General features: G+C 65.0%; 15 protein-coding genes and 1 pseudogene. 9 read left to right on the forward strand and 7 right to left on the reverse strand.

All coding sequences use genetic code 11. From position 1 onward, the window contains the following. Positions 1 to 33: 33 nt before the first annotated feature. Positions 34 to 381, forward strand: a pseudogene (locus tag KTQ36_RS00925) (response regulator); the annotation flags it as partial. Positions 382 to 538: 157 nt separating this feature from the next. On the opposite strand, the gene rpmG reads toward KTQ36_RS00925, so the two are convergent. Next, positions 539 to 706 carry a 50S ribosomal protein L33 gene (gene rpmG / locus KTQ36_RS00930; protein WP_218631910.1) on the reverse strand — a complete coding sequence of 56 codons (168 nt, stop codon included), beginning with the start codon at positions 704 to 706 and terminating at the stop codon, positions 539 to 541. Positions 707 to 909: 203 nt separating this feature from the next. Here rpmG and KTQ36_RS00935 point away from each other — a divergent pair, with 203 nt between their 5' ends. Both KTQ36_RS00935 and KTQ36_RS00940 read left to right on the forward strand, forming a co-directional pair. Beyond that, positions 910 to 1,401: a Dps family protein gene (locus KTQ36_RS00935; RefSeq protein ID WP_218631911.1), complete on the forward strand. Its 492-nt coding sequence runs from the start codon at positions 910 to 912 to the stop codon at positions 1,399 to 1,401. A gap of 41 nt (positions 1,402 to 1,442) precedes the next feature. Further along, the gene (locus KTQ36_RS00940; RefSeq protein WP_218631912.1) at positions 1,443 to 3,029 is read left to right on the forward strand and encodes a cisplatin damage response ATP-dependent DNA ligase; all 1,587 of its coding nucleotides are present in this window, start codon (positions 1,443 to 1,445) and stop codon (positions 3,027 to 3,029) included. On the opposite strand, the gene KTQ36_RS00945 is transcribed toward KTQ36_RS00940, so the two are convergent. Beyond that, the gene (locus KTQ36_RS00945; protein WP_218631913.1) at positions 3,022 to 3,540 is read right to left on the reverse strand and encodes a GNAT family N-acetyltransferase; all 519 of its coding nucleotides are present in this window, start codon (positions 3,538 to 3,540) and stop codon (positions 3,022 to 3,024) included. The two genes, KTQ36_RS00940 and KTQ36_RS00945, sit on opposite strands and share 8 nt — an antisense overlap. Positions 3,541 to 3,547: 7 nt before the next feature. Continuing rightward, on the reverse strand, positions 3,548 to 4,363 hold the full coding sequence (locus KTQ36_RS00950; RefSeq protein ID WP_218631914.1) for a cold-shock protein: 816 nt from the start codon (positions 4,361 to 4,363) through the stop codon (positions 3,548 to 3,550). 223 nt (positions 4,364 to 4,586) lie between these two features. Between KTQ36_RS00950 and KTQ36_RS00955 the strand changes: the two genes are divergently transcribed. The 5 genes from KTQ36_RS00955 to rpoN are packed head-to-tail and all read left to right on the forward strand — an operon-like array spanning position 4,587 to position 8,631. Beyond that, positions 4,587 to 5,207, forward strand: a complete 621-nt coding sequence (locus KTQ36_RS00955) for a ribonuclease D (RefSeq protein ID WP_218631915.1) — start codon at positions 4,587 to 4,589, stop codon at positions 5,205 to 5,207. 3 nt (positions 5,208 to 5,210) lie between these two features. Next, positions 5,211 to 5,849 carry an LPS export ABC transporter periplasmic protein LptC gene (gene lptC / locus KTQ36_RS00960; protein WP_218631916.1) on the forward strand — a complete coding sequence of 213 codons (639 nt, stop codon included), beginning with the start codon at positions 5,211 to 5,213 and terminating at the stop codon, positions 5,847 to 5,849. Then, the gene (locus KTQ36_RS00965) at positions 5,846 to 6,382 is read left to right on the forward strand and encodes an LptA/OstA family protein (protein WP_345777644.1); all 537 of its coding nucleotides are present in this window, start codon (positions 5,846 to 5,848) and stop codon (positions 6,380 to 6,382) included. Before lptC ends, KTQ36_RS00965 begins: the two co-directional genes overlap by 4 nt. Continuing rightward, positions 6,382 to 7,161 (forward strand): LPS export ABC transporter ATP-binding protein, encoded by a 780-nt coding sequence (gene lptB, locus KTQ36_RS00970; RefSeq protein ID WP_218631917.1) that lies wholly within the window; start codon positions 6,382 to 6,384, stop codon positions 7,159 to 7,161. The genes KTQ36_RS00965 and lptB overlap by 1 nt, the downstream gene beginning before the upstream one ends. A 9-nt stretch (positions 7,162 to 7,170) precedes the next feature. Beyond that, positions 7,171 to 8,631: an RNA polymerase factor sigma-54 gene (gene rpoN / locus KTQ36_RS00975; protein ID WP_218631918.1), complete on the forward strand. Its 1,461-nt coding sequence runs from the start codon at positions 7,171 to 7,173 to the stop codon at positions 8,629 to 8,631. On the opposite strand, the gene KTQ36_RS00980 is transcribed toward rpoN, so the two are convergent. Then, positions 8,628 to 9,389 carry an endonuclease/exonuclease/phosphatase family protein gene (locus tag KTQ36_RS00980; RefSeq protein WP_218631919.1) on the reverse strand — a complete coding sequence of 254 codons (762 nt, stop codon included), beginning with the start codon at positions 9,387 to 9,389 and terminating at the stop codon, positions 8,628 to 8,630. The two genes, rpoN and KTQ36_RS00980, sit on opposite strands and share 4 nt — an antisense overlap. A gap of 36 nt (positions 9,390 to 9,425) precedes the next feature. Then, positions 9,426 to 11,867, reverse strand: a complete 2,442-nt coding sequence (gene gyrB / locus KTQ36_RS00985; protein ID WP_218631920.1) for a DNA topoisomerase (ATP-hydrolyzing) subunit B — start codon at positions 11,865 to 11,867, stop codon at positions 9,426 to 9,428. A 238-nt stretch (positions 11,868 to 12,105) separates the two neighbouring features. On the opposite strand from gyrB, the gene KTQ36_RS00990 reads away from it, so the two are divergent. After that, complete coding sequence (locus KTQ36_RS00990) at positions 12,106 to 13,344, forward strand: DUF2254 domain-containing protein (protein WP_255553921.1); 1,239 nt, start codon at positions 12,106 to 12,108, stop codon at positions 13,342 to 13,344. Here KTQ36_RS00990 and KTQ36_RS00995 read toward each other — a convergent pair. Further along, a complete protein-coding gene (locus KTQ36_RS00995) occupies positions 13,341 to 14,699 on the reverse strand; it encodes a DEAD/DEAH box helicase (protein ID WP_218631921.1) in 1,359 nt (452 codons plus the stop codon). The two genes, KTQ36_RS00990 and KTQ36_RS00995, sit on opposite strands and share 4 nt — an antisense overlap. Before the next feature lie 178 nt (positions 14,700 to 14,877). Continuing rightward, positions 14,878 to 15,951, reverse strand: a complete 1,074-nt coding sequence (gene recF / locus KTQ36_RS01000) for a DNA replication/repair protein RecF (protein ID WP_218631922.1) — start codon at positions 15,949 to 15,951, stop codon at positions 14,878 to 14,880. Positions 15,952 to 16,117: the final 166 nt, after the last annotated feature.

Below are 16,117 nucleotides of genomic sequence, written 5' to 3' on the forward strand. Positions count from 1 at the left end.
ACGAAAAGGGGGCCTTTCCACTTGGCCAGGATCATGGTTGTCGAGGACAATGCGCTGAACATCAAGCTGTTCTGCGACCTGCTCGATGCGCACGGACACGAGACGCGTCCGGTCATCGACAGTCGCGAGGCGATCGATACCGCGCGCGCATTCGACCCCGACCTGGTCGTGACCGATATCCAGTTGCCGCATATCGACGGAATGGAGCTGATGCGGCTGATCCGCGACGAGGAGCCGCCGCTATGCCGCATCCCGATCATGGCGGTCACCGCCTATGCCGGCGAGGGCGATGACGAGCGCATCCGCAAGGCAGGCGCGCAGGCCTATGTCTCGAAACCGATTTCGGTGATCCGCTTCGTCGAGGCGGTCGAGAAATTGCTTGCCGAGGGACCGATCCCCGAACGGTGCGAAGGCGAAGCGGACAGCGTGCCCGTGCACGACGCGCATGTCGGACAAGACGAAAGCGGCCCCGAGAACGGAGCCGCTTCACAAGACAACCAACAAGAAGAGGCCGATCCGGGTCCGGACCAGCCGCCGCTTATTTGATCTTGGCTTCCTTGAACTCGACGTGCTTGCGCGCGACGGGGTCATACTTGCGCATGACCATCTTTTCGGTCGTGTTGCGCGGATTCTTCTTCGTCACGTAGAAAAAGCCGGTGTCGGCGGTGCTGACGAGCTTGATCTTGACGGTTGCCGGCTTGGCCATCGTTTTTATCCCGAATCACAAAATGAAAAGGCGGCGCATCGAGGCCCGCCCCAAACTGGCGCGCTCAATGACGAGCGGGGGCGCTTTTGTCAAGCGGATGAGGGTGTTGCCAGCGATCCGATCAGTCTGAACGCTATTATTCGATAAACCGATCAATTCTTCGTGCGTTATTCAGGCAAACGATCAATCGAAGGGCAATGACCATGACGAACGAACAACTCGCCACCCCCACCGACCTCAAGGCGAACCAGACGAAGGATGTCGCGACCGCGCTCAACGGCGTGCTCGCCGACAGCTATGCGCTCTACCTGAAGACCAAGAATTTCCATTGGCACGTGTCGGGGCCGCATTTTCGCGACTACCACCTGATGTTCGACGAGCAGGCGGCGGAAATCCTCGGGACGACTGACGCGATCGCCGAACGCGTGCGCAAATTGGGCAAGACCACGCTGCGCTCGATCGGCGATATCTCGCGGCACCAGAGCCTGAAGGACAATGACAAGGACTTCGTGTCGGCCGCCGACATGCTCAAGGAGTTGCGCGACGACAACCTTGCTTTGGTCGAGGCGTTTCGCGAACTGAAGGACCTGGCCGACGAGGCCAAGGACAATGCGACCAGCGCGATCGTCGACGAATGGACCGATGCCGCCGAACAGCGCGCTTGGTTCCTGTTCGAAACCGCGCAGGGCGCGTGACGCGCGGGAGCCTTCACCGCTGCTGATCGGTTGGGTCGTCGATGCGTGCCTTTTCACAACTGCTCGACGACCTCACTTATACGCGCTCGCGCAACGCGAAGCTGCGGCTGATCGGCGACTATCTCAAGGCGGCGCCCGATCCCGATCGCGGGATCGCGCTGGCGGCGCTGACGGGTGAGATCGACATTCCCTCGGTGAAGCCGTCGGTGATCCGTGCGCTCGCGGAAGAGCGGATCGACCCGGTGCTCTATAGGCTCTCGCGCGATTTTGTCGGCGATTCGGCGGAGACGCTCTCCCTGTTGTGGGACGATGCGCCCGACGGGCGGCCGATGATCGACGATGGCGAATATCGGCTGGGCGAGGCGGTGGCGACACTGCAGGCGGCGAGCCGGAGCGATGCGCCCGCGATCCTGGCCGAGATGCTGAGCCATCTCGATCCGTCGGGTCGCTATGCGCTGATCAAGGTGGCGACGGGGGCGCTGCGCGTGGGCGTATCGGCGCGGCTGGCGAAACAGGCACTGGCCGACGCGTTCGGGCTGGAGGTCGATGCGGTCGAGGAAGTGTGGCACGCGCTCTCGCCGCCCTACGAAGAGCTGTTCGCCTGGGCCGAGGGACGCAGCGAGCCGCCCGACGTCGCCAACATGCCGGTGTTTCGCCCGTTCATGCTCGCCCACCCGCTCGAGGACGACAAGAAGATCGACCTCTCCCAATATGCCGCCGAATGGAAATGGGACGGGATCCGCGTGCAGCTAGTACGTGCGGGCGGCGAGACGCGGCTCTATTCGCGCACCGGCGACGATATCGGGGCGAGCTTCCCCGACGTGCTCGAAGCGTTCGAACATGACGGGGTGATCGACGGCGAATTGCTGGTGCGCGGGCAGGAGCAGGGCGGGCGCGCGGGCAGTTTCAACGCGCTGCAGCAGCGGCTGGGGCGCAAGGTGGTGAGCAAGAAATTACGTGAGAGCAATCCGGCGTTCGTGCGGCTTTACGACCTGCTGATCGAGGGCAAGGAGGACTTGCGCGAGCTGGGCTGGGAGGAGCGGCGCGCGCGGTTGGAGAAGTTCATCGGGCGGCTGCCTGAAGACCGGTTCGACCTCTCCGACATCGTCGAGGCGGACAGTCTCGATGCGCTCGATGCGCTGCGCGAGGAGGCGCGCGACACAGGGGTCGAGGGGCTGATGCTCAAGCGGCGCGACAGTCGCTATGTCGCCGGGCGACGCGTGGGGCTGTGGTACAAATGGAAGCGCGATCCGCTCAACGCCGACTGCGTGCTGATGTATGCGCAACGCGGGTCGGGCAAGCGGTCGAGCTATTTTTCCGATTACACGTTCGGCTGCTGGACCGAGGAGGGTGAGCTGTTGCCTGTGGGCAAGGCCTATTTCGGATTTACCGACGAGGAGCTGAAATGGCTCGACCGATTCGTGCGGCGCAACACGATCAACCGCTTCGGGCCGGTGCGCGAGGTGGAGAAGGCGCTGGTGCTGGAGGTGGCGTTCGATTCGATCCACGAATCGAAGCGGCACAAGTCCGGGCTGGCGATGCGCTTTCCGCGGATCAGCCGGATTCGCGAGGACAAGCCGGTCGAGGAGGCCGACACGATCGCGGCACTGCGCAAGCTGACTAGCTGAGCGGTTTTTCGAGGACGATGAATTCGAGGTCGTCGCGCTTGGGATCGCCGAAGCGCGGGTCGCCATAGGGGAAGGGACGCGTCTCGCCGGTGCGGGCGTAGCCGCGGCGCTCGTACCAGGCGATCAGCTCTTCGCGCTGCTTGATGACCTGCGCTTCCATGCGGACCGCGCCCAATGAGACGACGTGGCGTTCGGCGGCCTCGAGCATGAGCGAGCCGAGCCGCTGGCCCTGTCGCTCAGGGTCGATGGTGAGCATGCCGAAATAGAAGAGGCCGTCGCCCTTGTCGGTGAGCGCGATGCACGCGGCGATGTCGCCGTCGATGCGACCGATCAGGACGGTCTGCGTCGGATCGTCGAGGAGGATCGCCAGTTCGTTGGGATCGGTGCGCTGGCCGCCGAGCAGGTCGGCCTCGTGCGTCCAGCCACCGCGCGCGCTGTCGCCGCGATAGGCCGACTCGATCAGGCGGTGGAGCACTGGGATGTGCTCCACCGTCGCTGATTCGATTTTCATGCGGGTGTTATTCGCCCTGGGCCGGGGCCGAGCGAAGGTTGACCGCCGCATACTTGCCGCGCTGGTCGACCTCGAGGTCGAATTCAAACCGGTCGCCCTCGTTGATCGTGGGGATGCCGGCGCGTTCGACCGCGCTGATATGCACGAAGGCATCGGGCTGGCCGTCATCGCGCTGGATGAAGCCGAAGCCCTTCATCGAGTTGAAGAACTTGACCGTACCGGTCGCGCTTTCACCCGTGAGCTCGCGCTTGTTGAAGCCACCGCCGCGTTCGCCGCCGGCGCCACCGCCGCGTTCGACCGCCAACGGCTCGCCGTCGATTTCGAGGTTCGTCGCCGAGACACGGCCGCCGCGATCGACGAGCGTGTAATTGAGCGGCTGACCGTCGGCGAGGTCGGTAAGACCCGCCTGCTCGACCGCGCTGATATGCACGAAGACGTCTTCGCCGCCATCGTCCTGGACGATAAAGCCGAAGCCCTTCTGCGGGTTGAAGAATTTGACGACGCCCTTGCCTTCGCCGACAACCTGCGGGGGCATGCCGCCACCGCCACGGAAGCCACCGCCTCCGCCGCCGCGATAGCCACCGCCACCGCCACCACCGCGATAGCCGCCACGGTCTCCACCGCCGCCACCGCCGTAGCCGCCGCCACGGTCCTGGTAGCCGCCACCGCCGCCGCCATAGCCGCCGCGATCACCGCCACCATAGCCACCGCCACGGTCCTGAAAACCACCGCCGCGATCGCCATATTGTTCTTCGCCGATGAAATCTCGCTTGTCGCGTCCGCGTCCACCGCGATCGCCCTTACGCCCTCGGTCGTAACCCATGCTTATCCAAACTCTTCCAGCCCCAACAATATCGACCGCGAACACGGGAACCTAGTCGCGCAAACGGCCATGCGCCCCACGATGAGGGGGCGCACACGGCGACTCAATACAGCAAAATCCCCGAATTACCTAATGATTTGGCCAAATGGCCTCTTCGCGACTGGCACAGCGCTCCTCTAGCGACTAAGGAGCGGTCGAGACGAGAGTAAAGAAGCGAGCCCAGATGGCAGTCCATTTCTACGAAGAAGACCTTCCTTCCACCGACCTGTTCGGCGACGGCCCGATCGCCGTCGACACCGAAGCGATGGGGCTTCGGCCCGGGCGCGACCGGCTGTGCCTGGTCCAGCTATCGGACGGCAGCGGCGACGAGCATCTCGTGCGATTCGGCCCCGACAGCGACTATGCGGCGCCCAACCTCAAGGCGCTGCTCGGCGACCCCAACCGCCTCAAGCTCTATCATTTCGCGCGCTTCGACATCGCGATCATGCAGGCCTATCTCGGCATCATGGCCGCGCCGGTCTATTGCACGCGCACCGCGAGCCGGCTGGTCCGCACCTATACCGACCGCCACGGCCTCAAGGAGTTGGTCAAGGAGCTTTTGAACGGCGACATCTCGAAGCAACAGCAGTCGAGCGACTGGGGCGGCCCGGAGCTCAATGACGCGCAGCGCGAATATGCCGCGAGCGACGTACGCTTCCTCCACCGACTCAAGGAAGAGCTCGACAGGCGCCTCGCCCGCGAGGGCCGCACCGAGCTTGCCCAATCCTGTTTCGACTTCCTTCCCGCCCGCGCGAGGCTCGACCTGGCGGGTTGGGACGAAGTCGACATTTTCGCGCATAGCTGATCCATGAGCGAAGCCGCCCGACGCGAACGCGCCGTCAAGCGGCAATGGGCGCTTCCCGACTCGCGCCACGACCGCGTCGTGCGGTTCATGCAAATCGGCCTGCCGATCATCGGCGTGCTCGTCATTATCGCGCTGCTCTTCGCGCCTTTGTCGAAAGAAGGCGAAGTCAGCTTCATCCTCGAGCCCGACGATGTCGACCAGGCCGAGGAACGGATGCGGGTCGAGCGCGCGCGCTACACCGGCGAGGATAATCGCGGGCGCCCCTTCACCATCGTCGCCAATCGCGCGGTGCAGGAAACCAGCGCGGTTCCGATCGTCGAGATTCGCGGCATGGCAGCGCGGCTGGACATGGAAGAAGGGCCGCTCACCATCCTCGCCCCGCACGGACGCTACGCGATCGAGGACAAGCAGGTTTTTATCGACGGGGCCGTGACGCTCGAAGGCCCCGAAGGCGCGATGCTCGAGGTCAACGACGTGCTCGTCGATATCGGCGAGAGGCGACTCGAAAGCGACGGCGCAGTCTCGGGACGGATGCGGCTCGGCAGCTTCACCGCGGGCAAATTGTCCGCCGACCTCGCCAGCCGCACGATTACACTTTCCGAAGGTGCAAGGTTGAAAATCGAGCAAGGTGCCGTCAGATGAGCAATATGCGTGCCAACCGCTTCATTCCGATGCTGATCGCCGGCGCCCTTGTCGCCGCGCTTCCCGCCGCTTCGGGCGCGCAGGACGCATCGATGCTGGGCGGGCACGATATCAACGCACCGGTCGATGTCGCCGCCGACCGGATCGAGGTCCAGGATCGCGCCGACCGCGCGGTGTTCATCGGCAATGTCGAAGTGCGCCAGGGCGGGCTGACCATGAACACGTCGCGCCTGCGCATCGCCTATGTGTCTGGTGGCGGGATTGACATCAAGCGGCTCGATGCGTCCGGCGGCGTGACCGTCGGAAGCGGTAGCGACACCGCGCGCGGTGACTTCGCCGTCTACGACCTCGACCGCAAGATCATCACGATGATGGGCAATGTCCGCCTCGCCCAGGGGCCCAACGAACTGTTCGGATCGCGCCTTACCATCGACCTCGACAGTGGTCGCGCGGTGATGGACGGCGGCCCCGCAGGCGTCGACCAGACGGGCGGGCGCGTGACGGGCCGCTTCACGGTGCCAACCCGCAACTGATGGCCGACTTCGACGAACTGGAGCGTACCGACCTCTCCGAAGTCCCCGACGTCGGAGATCACGGGCTGCAGGTCGTCTCGATCGCCAAGAGCTATGACAAGAAGGTCGTGCTGAGCGACGTGTCGATGTCGGTTGCGCGCGGCGAAGTGGTCGGGCTGCTCGGCCCCAACGGCGCGGGCAAGACGACCAGCTTCTACTCGGTCATGGGGCTGGTGAAGCCCGATGCCGGGCGCATCATCCTCGACAATCGCGACATTACCGGCCTGCCTATGTATCGCCGCGCGATCCTCGGGCTCGGCTATCTGCCGCAGGAGACCTCGATCTTTCGCGGGCTGACGGTCGAGCAGAATATCCTCTCGGTGCTCGAAGTGGTCGAACCCGACCGCGACGCGCGCGAAGAGCGGCTTGAGCAACTGCTCGACGAGTTCGGGCTGACCCGCTTGCGCAGTTCGAACGCGATGGCGCTGTCGGGGGGCGAACGTCGGCGCTGCGAGATTGCGCGCGCGCTGGCGGCGGACCCGTCCATCATGCTGCTCGACGAGCCGTTCGCGGGCATCGACCCCATTTCGATCTCCGACATTCGCGATCTCGTGAAGGACCTCAAGCAGCGCGACATCGGCGTGCTGATCACCGACCATAATGTGCGCGAGACGCTCGATATCGTCGACCGGGCCTGCATCATCTATGACGGCAAGGTCCTGTTCCAGGGCACGCCTCAGGCGCTGGTCGCCGACCCCGAAGTTCGCCGTCTCTACCTCGGCGAGAGCTTCGCGCTCTAGGGGGCTGGAATGGCGTTAGGGCCCGGACTCCAACTCCGCCAAAACCAGTCGCTGGTCATGACCCAGCAGCTGCAGCAGGCGATCAAGCTGCTCGCGCTGTCGACCACCGAGGTCGAGCAGGTCATCGCCGAAGAGCTGGCAAAGAACCCGCTACTCGAGGTCAAGCGCGACGATCGCGGCGAGCAGCAGAACGAAGACCGCGAATATGAGGCCGACGAGGGCGGCGACGATTATGCCGACACGCCCGACAGCGCGGAGGCGATCGGAGCGGGCGATGACGGCGTGCTCGATTATGACAGCACTGCCGCAGCGGCAGACAATGACAGTTTTTCCGACCTTGGCCTCCCCGCCGATCCGGGAGCCGAGGCGTTCGACTTCGACCGGCTGGAATATAAGGAGCACTCGCTCGCCGAGCATTTGCTTGCCCAGCTTCACGGGGCGAGCGGGCCGGTCGCGCAAGGGGCCGAAGCGATCATCCTCGCGCTCAAGGACACCGGCTATCTGGAAGTCGAGCTCGACCTATTGCTCGCGCATCTGATGCTCAGCTGCGAAGAGCAGGAGGAGGCGCTGGCGCTGGTCCAGTCGCTCGATCCGCCGGGGGTGGGTGCGCGCAGCCTTGCCGAATGTCTCGCGCTGCAGGCCAAGGCAGCCGACCGCTACGACCCGTGCATGGAACGGTTGATCCAGAATCTCGACCTGGTGGCGAAGGGGCGGACCAAGGATCTGATGCGCATCTGCAATGTCGACGAGGAGGACCTTGCCGACATGATCCGCGAGCTGCGCAGCTACGACCCCAAACCCGGCTGCACCTATGCCGAGGCGCCCGCCGAAGCGATCACCCCCGACGTGGTGGTGACCCGGACCAAGGATGGCTGGGACGTGCAGCTCAACCCCGATGCGCTGCCCCGCGTGCTGGTCAATCGCGACTATCACGCGCAGCTGAAGGCGGGGCCGCAGGACAAGGCGTCGAAGGCGTGGCTGTCGGACAATCTGGCGAACGCCAACTGGCTGGTAAAGGCGCTCGACCAGCGCGCGCAGACGATCACCAAGGTGGCGATGGAGATCGTCAAGCAGCAACAGGGATTCTTCGAAAAGGGCGTGTCGGCGTTGAAGCCGATGACGCTGTCGAAAGTGGCCGAGGCGGTCGAGGTGCACGAGAGCACGGTCAGCCGCGTGACGACGGCGAAATATCTGATCTGCGAGCGCGGAACGTTCGAGCTCAAATATTTCTTCGGGTCGGGCGTAGGCTTGGCCGACAGCGATGAGGGCGTCGCGGCGGAGGCGGTGAAGGCGGCGATCAAAAAGCTGATCGACGAGGAGGACAAGATCCTGTCGGACGATGCGCTGGTCAAATTGCTCAAGGCGCAGGGTTTCGATCTCGCCCGGCGCACGGTTGCGAAATATCGCGAGGCGATGGGGATCGGGAGCAGCGTCCAACGGCGACGCCAGCGCAAGCTGGAAGGGCGTTAGAAGTTCAGGCGGGCCCAGACCGGCAGGTGGTCGCTGGCTTTCTTGGCGGTATGGCTGGCGTGGACGCCGGCTTCGACGACCTCGATGCCGCGGTCGATGAGGATGCGGTCGAGATTGGCGACGGGGCGGCGGCTGTGGAAGCTCGGGCCGCAGGCGACCGCAGAGAAACGCTCTCCGAAATGGTCGAGGCAGCCGCCCTCGCGCCACTCGTTGGTGTCGCCCATCAGGACGGTCGGCATCGCGTCGTGGCGGGCCTCGACATGGGCGAGGATGCGGCGCGCCTGTCGCTTGCGCCACATGCCGGTGAGGTCGAGATGCATGCCGATGACGCGCAGCTGTCGCCCGTCGTCGAACTCGAGCTCGGCCATCACCGCACCGCGCGGCTCGAGCGTGGGCAGGTCGAGCGCGGCGCGGTCGAGCACCTTGGTCCCGCGCTTTACGAGGATGGCGTTGCCGTGCCAGCCGAGATTGCGCGTATCGAGCCGCTCCATGAAGTTGCGGGTCACCGGATGATCGGGCACGCGGTCGAGCAGTTTGGGATGCGACACGTCGAAATCGATCGCGTCGAACAGGCCGTGATCGTCAATCAGTCCGTGGGGGATCGCCGACGCACGGGTGCCCACGCGCTTGTCCGCCTCCTGCAAGGCAACGACGTGCGGGTCGATCTCGGCCAGCACGTCGAGCACCCGATCGGGCCGCCGCTTGCGGTCGGTCCCGATCGCCTTGCGGATGTTGAAGGAGGCAACGGTGAGGGTCATCCCTGAGCCAACCCGCCGCCTCTCCTGCCGTTCCGCCTAGACGTCGAGGTTGGCGACGTTGAGCGCGTTGTCCTGGATGAATTCGCGGCGGGGTTCGACGACGTCGCCCATGAGGCGGGTGAAGATCTCGTCCGCGACGTCGGCCTGGTCGACTTCGACCTGCAGGAGCGAGCGGTTTTCCTTGTCGAGCGTGGTTTCCCACAGCTGGTCCGCATTCATCTCGCCCAGCCCCTTGTAGCGCTGGATCGAGAGGCCCTTGCGGCCCGCGGCGAGCACGGCGTCGAGCAGGCTGGTGGGTCCGGTGACCATTACCGCCTTCCTGTTCTCGGCCTCCTCGCCATCGGCGCGGAGCGACTTCAACGTGCCCGGCGTCGCGTAGGACGAGGCCTGTTCGCTCGCCAGCTTGTGGAGCTTGCGCGCTTCGGCGGAGACGATGAAATTGGGGCCGACCAGCATGGCGTCGGTGACCCCGCGCCATTCGCGGCGGAAGACGTAGCCGCCATCCTCACCCACTTCGCCCGACCATTTGGCTTCGAGATCGTCGAGCCCCATCCACTTGGCGGTCTTCTCGGCGGCGGCAGCCTTGCCCTTGGCGTCGAGCTCGGGATCGAGCGCGCCGTTGAGCGCGAGCGCCTCGACCAGCGCAGGATCATATTTCTTGGGCGCGTAGGCCATCAGCGAGCGGAAACGACGCGCATGCTCGATCAGCGAGCGCAGGTCGGCGCCGGTGCGCTCGCCCTCGGCACTGTCGAGCAACAGGCCGTCGAGCCCGGCATCGATGAGATATTCGTCGAGCGCGGCGTCGTCCTTGAGATAGACTTCGCTGCGACCGCGCGCGACTTTGTAGAGCGGCGGCTGCGCGATGTAGAGATGGCCGGCTTCGACCAGCTCGGGCATCTGGCGATAGAAAAAGGTGAGCAGCAGGGTGCGGATGTGCGCGCCGTCGACGTCGGCGTCGGTCATGATCACGATCTTGTGATAGCGCAGCTTCTCGAGGTCGAATTCCTCACGCCCGATCCCGGTGCCGAGCGCCTGGATCATAGTCCCGATTTCCTTCGACGACAGCATGCGATCGAAGCGCGCGCGTTCGACGTTCAAGATTTTACCCTTGAGCGGCAGGATCGCTTGCGTCTTGCGGTCGCGGCCCTGCTTGGCCGAGCCGCCGGCCGAGTCACCCTCGACCAGGAAGAGTTCGGCCTTGCTCGGATCGCGTTCCTGGCAATCGGCGAGCTTGCCCGGCAGCGAAGCGACGGTCATCGCGCCCTTGCGGGTCATCTCACGCGCCTTGCGCGCCGCCTCACGCGCGGCAGCAGCGTCGATGATCTTCTGGACGATCTGCTTGGCCTCGCCCGGATTTTCCTCGAGCCACTCGTTGAGCTTGTCGGCGATCAGGCTTTCCAGCGGCTGGCGCACTTCGGAGCTGACCAGCTTGTCCTTGGTTTGCGAGCTGAACTTGGGGTCGGGCAGCTTGACGCTGACGATGGCGGTCAGGCCTTCGCGCATGTCGTCGCCGGTGAGCGAGACCTTCTGCTTTTTCAGCAGCCCACTCTTCTCCGCATAAGCATTGAGCGTACGCGTCAGCGCCGAGCGGAAGGCCGACATGTGCGTGCCGCCGTCGCGCTGCGGGATGTTGTTGGTGAAGGCGAGGACGTTCTCGTAATAGCTGTCGTTCCACTCCAGCGCGACCTCGATGCCGATATCGTCGCGCTGCCCGGTGATCGCGATCGGATCGGGCATCAGCGCGGTCTTGGCGCGGTCGAGATATTGCACGAAGGCGGCAATCCCGCCCTCGTAATACATTTCGGTCTCGACCGGCTCGTCATGACGCGCGTCGACCAGGATGATGCGCACGCCCGAGTTTAGAAAGGCGAGTTCGCGGAAGCGGTGCTCGAGCCGCTCGAAATCGAATTCGACCGTCTTGAAGGTCTCGGCGCTGGGCATGAAGGTCACCTTGGTGCCCTTGCGCCCTTCGGCATCGCCGACGACGCGCAGCGATTCCACGGCATTGCCGTGCTCGAAGCGCATCCAATGTTCCTTGCCGTCGCGCCAAATGGTCAGCTCAAGCCACTCGGACAGCGCGTTGACGACCGACACGCCCACACCGTGGAGGCCGCCCGACACCTTGTAGGCGTTTTCGTCCGACGTGTTTTCGAATTTCCCACCCGCATGGAGCTGGGTCATGATGACCTCGGCCGCGCTGACGCCCTCTTCCTTGTGCATGTCGACAGGAATGCCGCGGCCATTATCCTCGACGCTGCACGAACCGTCGGCATTGAGCGTGATCAGCACGCGGTCGCAATGGCCCGCGAGCGCCTCGTCGATGGCGTTGTCGGACACTTCGAACACCATGTGGTGGAGGCCCGATCCGTCGTCGGTATCGCCGATATACATGCCTGGCCGCTTGCGCACCGCGTCGAGGCCCTTGAGGACCTTGATGCTGTCGGCGCCGTATTGGTTCTTGTTCGCTTCTTCTGCCATCGAGTTTTTGCTTATTTTTCCGTGGGTTGATGGAATGTTCGCTGTCAGGAGAGCGCGCGCGCAAGCCCCGGGATCGGGGCAGCGGCGGGGACGGCGATTTTCATGCTGATTTTATGGCATTTTTGGCCCCCGAAACCAAGCATTTTGGCCCATTTTTTTGGCCTTTCTTCCGACGCCCCGCGGGTCCTTTTGCAGGCCTCCCGCGTTGGGCGGGAAAATCACGGAAAAAGGAGGCTGGATGCCGCGCTGGCAATGGATGTTGAGAGAGGTGTTTTCGCGCATCTGGTTTCGTGCGGCCCTGATCGCACTGCTCTCGGTTGTGCTGGCCCTCGCCGCCGCCGGGATCGCGCCGATCATCCCCTACGAGCTCAGCCTCAAGATCGGCGCCAATGCCGCGGACAATATCCTCACCATCCTTGCGTCCTCGATGCTGGCGGTCACGACCTTTTCGCTGACCGCAATGGTCACAGCCTTTTCGGGCGCCGCGCAGTTGGGGACGCCGCGTGCGACGGAGTTGCTGATCGAGGACAAGACGGCGCAGAACGCGCTCTCAACCTTCCTCGGCGGCTTCCTGTTCGCAATCGTCGGGATCATCGCGCTTTCGACCGGGCTCTACGGCGAGCAGGGGCGCGCGATCCTGTTGATCGGTACCATCCTCATGATCGCGTGGATCGTGCTCACTTTGCTACGCTGGATCGGAAAGCTCGCGCATTTCGGACGGCTGGGCGACACGATCACGCGGGTCGAGGACAAGGCCGCGACCGCGCTCGAAAACTATCCGGGACCGCGCATCGTGGCGGGGCGCTCCGACTTCGAAGTGCCTACCAAGGCGACCTTCGTGACCGCGCACGAAACGGGCTATGTCGCGCATGTCGACCGGAAAACGCTGTCCGAGATCGCGCAGGCCGCAGAGACGACGCTGACGCTGGCGGGGTCGGCGGGGCACCTTGCCGGCTCGGGCCAGCCGCTGGCCTGGGCGAGCGAGGGTGCCGAAATCGACAAGGCAGAGGTCCGCAGGCAATTCTTCATCCGCCGTGCGCGCGACCTCGACCAGGATCCGCGTTTCGGCATGGTCGTTCTCTCGGAAATCGCGTCGCGCGCGCTGTCGCGCGCGGTCAACGACCCCGGGACGGCAATCGCGGTCCTGATCTCCGCCGAACGCGTCCTCGATCGCTTTCTCGACCAGCAGGGCGAGTATGAACCGCTCGAAGGGCTGGTCGACCACCCTCTGTCGCTGGAGGAACTGGTCGAAGACATCGTCCTGCCCATCTCGCGCGATGGCGCGGGGCTGGTCGAGGTCGGCATCCATTTGCAGAAAATGCTCGGCGGGCTTGCGCGCAAGTTTCCGGGCGCGCGTCACGCCATGGCAAAAATCGCCGCGGAAGCCCGTGACCGGGCCGCCGCAGCGATTTCATCCGACTATGATCGTGACCGGCTGGACAAGGCGCATCGCAGCGCCTTCCCCAAACCGGCCTAGCCGCGCGCCGCGTTGGGCTTGCGCCGATTGAAGCGGCGCTTGGGCTGACCGCCTGGCTTGCCGCCCTTTTTCGGACCCTGGCCGCGATGACCGGTCTGCTTGATCGCGTGCGCCGGCTTCTTGCGGCGGCGCGGCGGGCGCGGACCACGACGATCGTCACGACCGTCCTTGCGGCTGTCTTCGCGGATTTCGGGCATCGCGGCGATCGCCTGCACCGAGGCATTGAAATTCTCGGGCAGCGGCGCGACGCCGATGCGCTGCTTGATCAGCTTCTCGATGTCCTTGAGGTAAGGCCGTTCGTCCTGGTCGCAGAAGCTGTAGGCCACCCCTTCGCGGCCAGCACGCGCGGTCCGGCCGATGCGGTGGACATATTGCTCGGGCACGTTGGGCAGGTCGAAATTGACGACGTGGCTGACGCCCGGAATGTCGATCCCGCGCGCCGCGATGTCGGTCGCGACGAGGATGCGGATGTCGCCGCGGCGGAAGGCCTCGAGCGCACGCGTGCGCTGCGCCTGGCTCTTGTTGCCGTGGATGGCGACGGCCTCGATCCCCGCACCCTTGAGGCGACGGACGATGCGGTCGCAGCCATGCTTGGTGCGCGAGAAGACGAGGCTGAGGTCGATCTGCTCGTGCTGGAAGAAGAGGGTCAGCAGCGCCTGCTTTTCCTTCTGGTTGACGAAGGTGACGGCCTGGCTGACCTTTTCCGCGGTCGAGGAAACCGGGGTTACCGAAATCTCGACCGGGCGCGTGCAGAAACGATCCGCGAGCTGGCGGATGTTGCGCGGCATGGTGGCCGAGAAGAACAGCGTCTGGCGCTTTTCGGGGACAATTTTCACGACCCGTTTGAGGTCGTGGATAAAGCCGAGGTCGAGCATCTGGTCGGCCTCGTCGAGGACGAGGATTTCGACGCCCGAGAGGTCGAGCGCGCGCTGGTCGACGAGGTCGAGCAGGCGGCCCGGGGTCGCGACGAGAATGTCGAGACCGCGGCTGACTTCACGGATCGAGCGGGGCACCGGAATGCCGCCGAAGACGACACCAACGCGCACGTGCTGGCCCTGCGCATAGGCGCGGGCGCTGTCGGCGATCTGCGAGGCGAGTTCGCGCGTCGGCGCGAGCACTAGCATGCGGGCGCGGCCGGGCACGAGGCGCTGCGGCGCGCTGTCGACAAGGCGCTGGATCGAGGGCAGTACGAACGCTGCGGTCTTGCCGGTCCCGGTCTGGGCAATGCCGAGCAGGTCCTTGCCTTCAAGCACCGGCGGAATGGCCTGTGCCTGGATCGGCGTCGGCGTGTCATAATCGCGCGCATCAAGCGCGGCGAGCAGGGGCAGCGAAAGCCCCAGGTCTGCGAATTTCATGTGAATAATATCCTGTAGCGGGCGGCGCGGACACTCCGCGTCGCCTGAAATTTCGTGGGGATTTGAACCCCGCGTGATGAGAGGGCCAGTGATTGGCGGGGGCGCGCTGGGCGCTCCTCTTGGGAGCATCACGCCGCTGGTCGGCGCGCCGATGTTGCAGTGCGATATAGGGCAAAACTCATGAATTACCAGTGAATTCGCGGATTTGCCCTTCTCTGAGGTGGAAATGGACGCCCGAAACGCCCTCGAACAGTGCCGGTTCGGTACCGGTCATCCACACCTGTCCGCGGCCTTCGAGACGGCGGTAGAGCGCCGTGCGGCGCGCGGGATCGAGATGCGCGGCGACCTCGTCGAGCAGCAGGATCGGGGCGAGGCCGCGACGCTCGGCCACCAGCTCGCCGTGGGCGAGAACGAGGCCGAGGAGCAGCGCTTTCTGTTCGCCGGTGGAGGAGAGGTTGGCGGGCTGGTTCTTCTCGAGATGGGTAACGTCGAGATCCTGTCGGTGGGGACCGACGAGCGTGCGCCCTGCCCGTCCGTCGCGGCCGCGTGAGGCACGTAGCTGTCCAGCCAAGTCTCCGTCCTCGTAGCCGGTAAGGGCGAGGCCGGCTTTGGGGAAGTTGCCGTCGGGCGAACCTGCGATGGCCTCGGTGAGCGCATCGACCGTGCGCAGGCGCGCGTCGTGGAGCGCTTCGCCATGCTCGGCCATCGCCTTTTCGAGGCTACCGAGCCATTCGGCATCGGCGGTTTCCGGCTCTGCAAGCAGCTTGTTGCGCGAGCGCATCGCCGCTTCGTAGCGAGTGGCGTGGTGGCCGTGGCCCGGCTCCAGCGCAAGCGCCAGCCGGTCGAGAAACGCCCGCCGCGCCGCCTTGCTGTCGGCGAACAGGCGATCCATCGCCGGGGTCAGCCAGAGGATAGCGAGCCGTTCGCCCAGTTCCGAGAGCGGGGCCGTCGCGCCTTCGATCCGGAGCTGCCGTCGATCGGGCGCGGCCGCAAACGTGCCGGTGCCGATGTCGGTGCCGTCCTCGAGCCGCGCAGCGACCGCAAACCCGCCCGGCCCTGCCTGCCTCGCCATATCCCGCAGCGCAGCGCGGCGCAGGCCACGGCCTGGCGCCATCAGCGAGACGGCTTCGAGAATGTTGGTTTTCCCCGCCCCGTTCTCACCCGACAGCATGACGAACCCCGGCGCGAGGTCGAGCGACAGGTCGGCATGATTGCGAAAATCGGTGAGCGAAAGGCGAGCGAGCGAGGTCACGAAACGTGACTAGCGCGGCTGTAGTGCGGTGGGAAGCGCGGTGGGTGCAAGGGCGGCCTTGCACGGTGTTGCTACGCAACGCCTTCGGCTCCAGACGGGTTCGCTGCGCGACCCGCTGGCCGGTCTGCGCCATCTCTTCGCCTAAGCTGCGCTCGCTTTGCTCCGC

It is taken from the genome of Sphingomicrobium clamense (assembly GCF_019264355.1).
Lineage (GTDB): Bacteria > Pseudomonadota > Alphaproteobacteria > Sphingomonadales > Sphingomonadaceae > Sphingomicrobium > Sphingomicrobium clamense.

Bases quoted from the DNA above. Each gene is read 5' to 3' on its own strand.
- rpmG (WP_218631910.1), bottom strand. From the start codon at position 706: ATGGCCAAGCCGGCAACCGTCAAGATCAAGCTCGTCAGCACCGCCGAC.
- KTQ36_RS00935 (WP_218631911.1), top strand. From the start codon at position 910: ATGACGAACGAACAACTCGCCACCCCCACCGACCTCAAGGCGAACCAG.
- KTQ36_RS00940 (WP_218631912.1), top strand. From the start codon at position 1,443: ATGCGTGCCTTTTCACAACTGCTCGACGACCTCACTTATACGCGCTCG.
- KTQ36_RS00945 (WP_218631913.1), bottom strand. From the start codon at position 3,540: ATGAAAATCGAATCAGCGACGGTGGAGCACATCCCAGTGCTCCACCGC.
- KTQ36_RS00950 (WP_218631914.1), bottom strand. From the start codon at position 4,363: ATGGGTTACGACCGAGGGCGTAAGGGCGATCGCGGTGGACGCGGACGC.
- KTQ36_RS00955 (WP_218631915.1), top strand. From the start codon at position 4,587: ATGGCAGTCCATTTCTACGAAGAAGACCTTCCTTCCACCGACCTGTTC.
- lptC (WP_218631916.1), top strand. From the start codon at position 5,211: ATGAGCGAAGCCGCCCGACGCGAACGCGCCGTCAAGCGGCAATGGGCG.
- KTQ36_RS00965 (WP_345777644.1), top strand. From the start codon at position 5,846: ATGAGCAATATGCGTGCCAACCGCTTCATTCCGATGCTGATCGCCGGC.
- lptB (WP_218631917.1), top strand. From the start codon at position 6,382: ATGGCCGACTTCGACGAACTGGAGCGTACCGACCTCTCCGAAGTCCCC.
- rpoN (WP_218631918.1), top strand. From the start codon at position 7,171: ATGGCGTTAGGGCCCGGACTCCAACTCCGCCAAAACCAGTCGCTGGTC.
- KTQ36_RS00980 (WP_218631919.1), bottom strand. From the start codon at position 9,389: ATGACCCTCACCGTTGCCTCCTTCAACATCCGCAAGGCGATCGGGACC.
- gyrB (WP_218631920.1), bottom strand. From the start codon at position 11,867: ATGGCAGAAGAAGCGAACAAGAACCAATACGGCGCCGACAGCATCAAG.
- KTQ36_RS00990 (WP_255553921.1), top strand. From the start codon at position 12,106: ATGCCGCGCTGGCAATGGATGTTGAGAGAGGTGTTTTCGCGCATCTGG.
- KTQ36_RS00995 (WP_218631921.1), bottom strand. From the start codon at position 14,699: ATGAAATTCGCAGACCTGGGGCTTTCGCTGCCCCTGCTCGCCGCGCTT.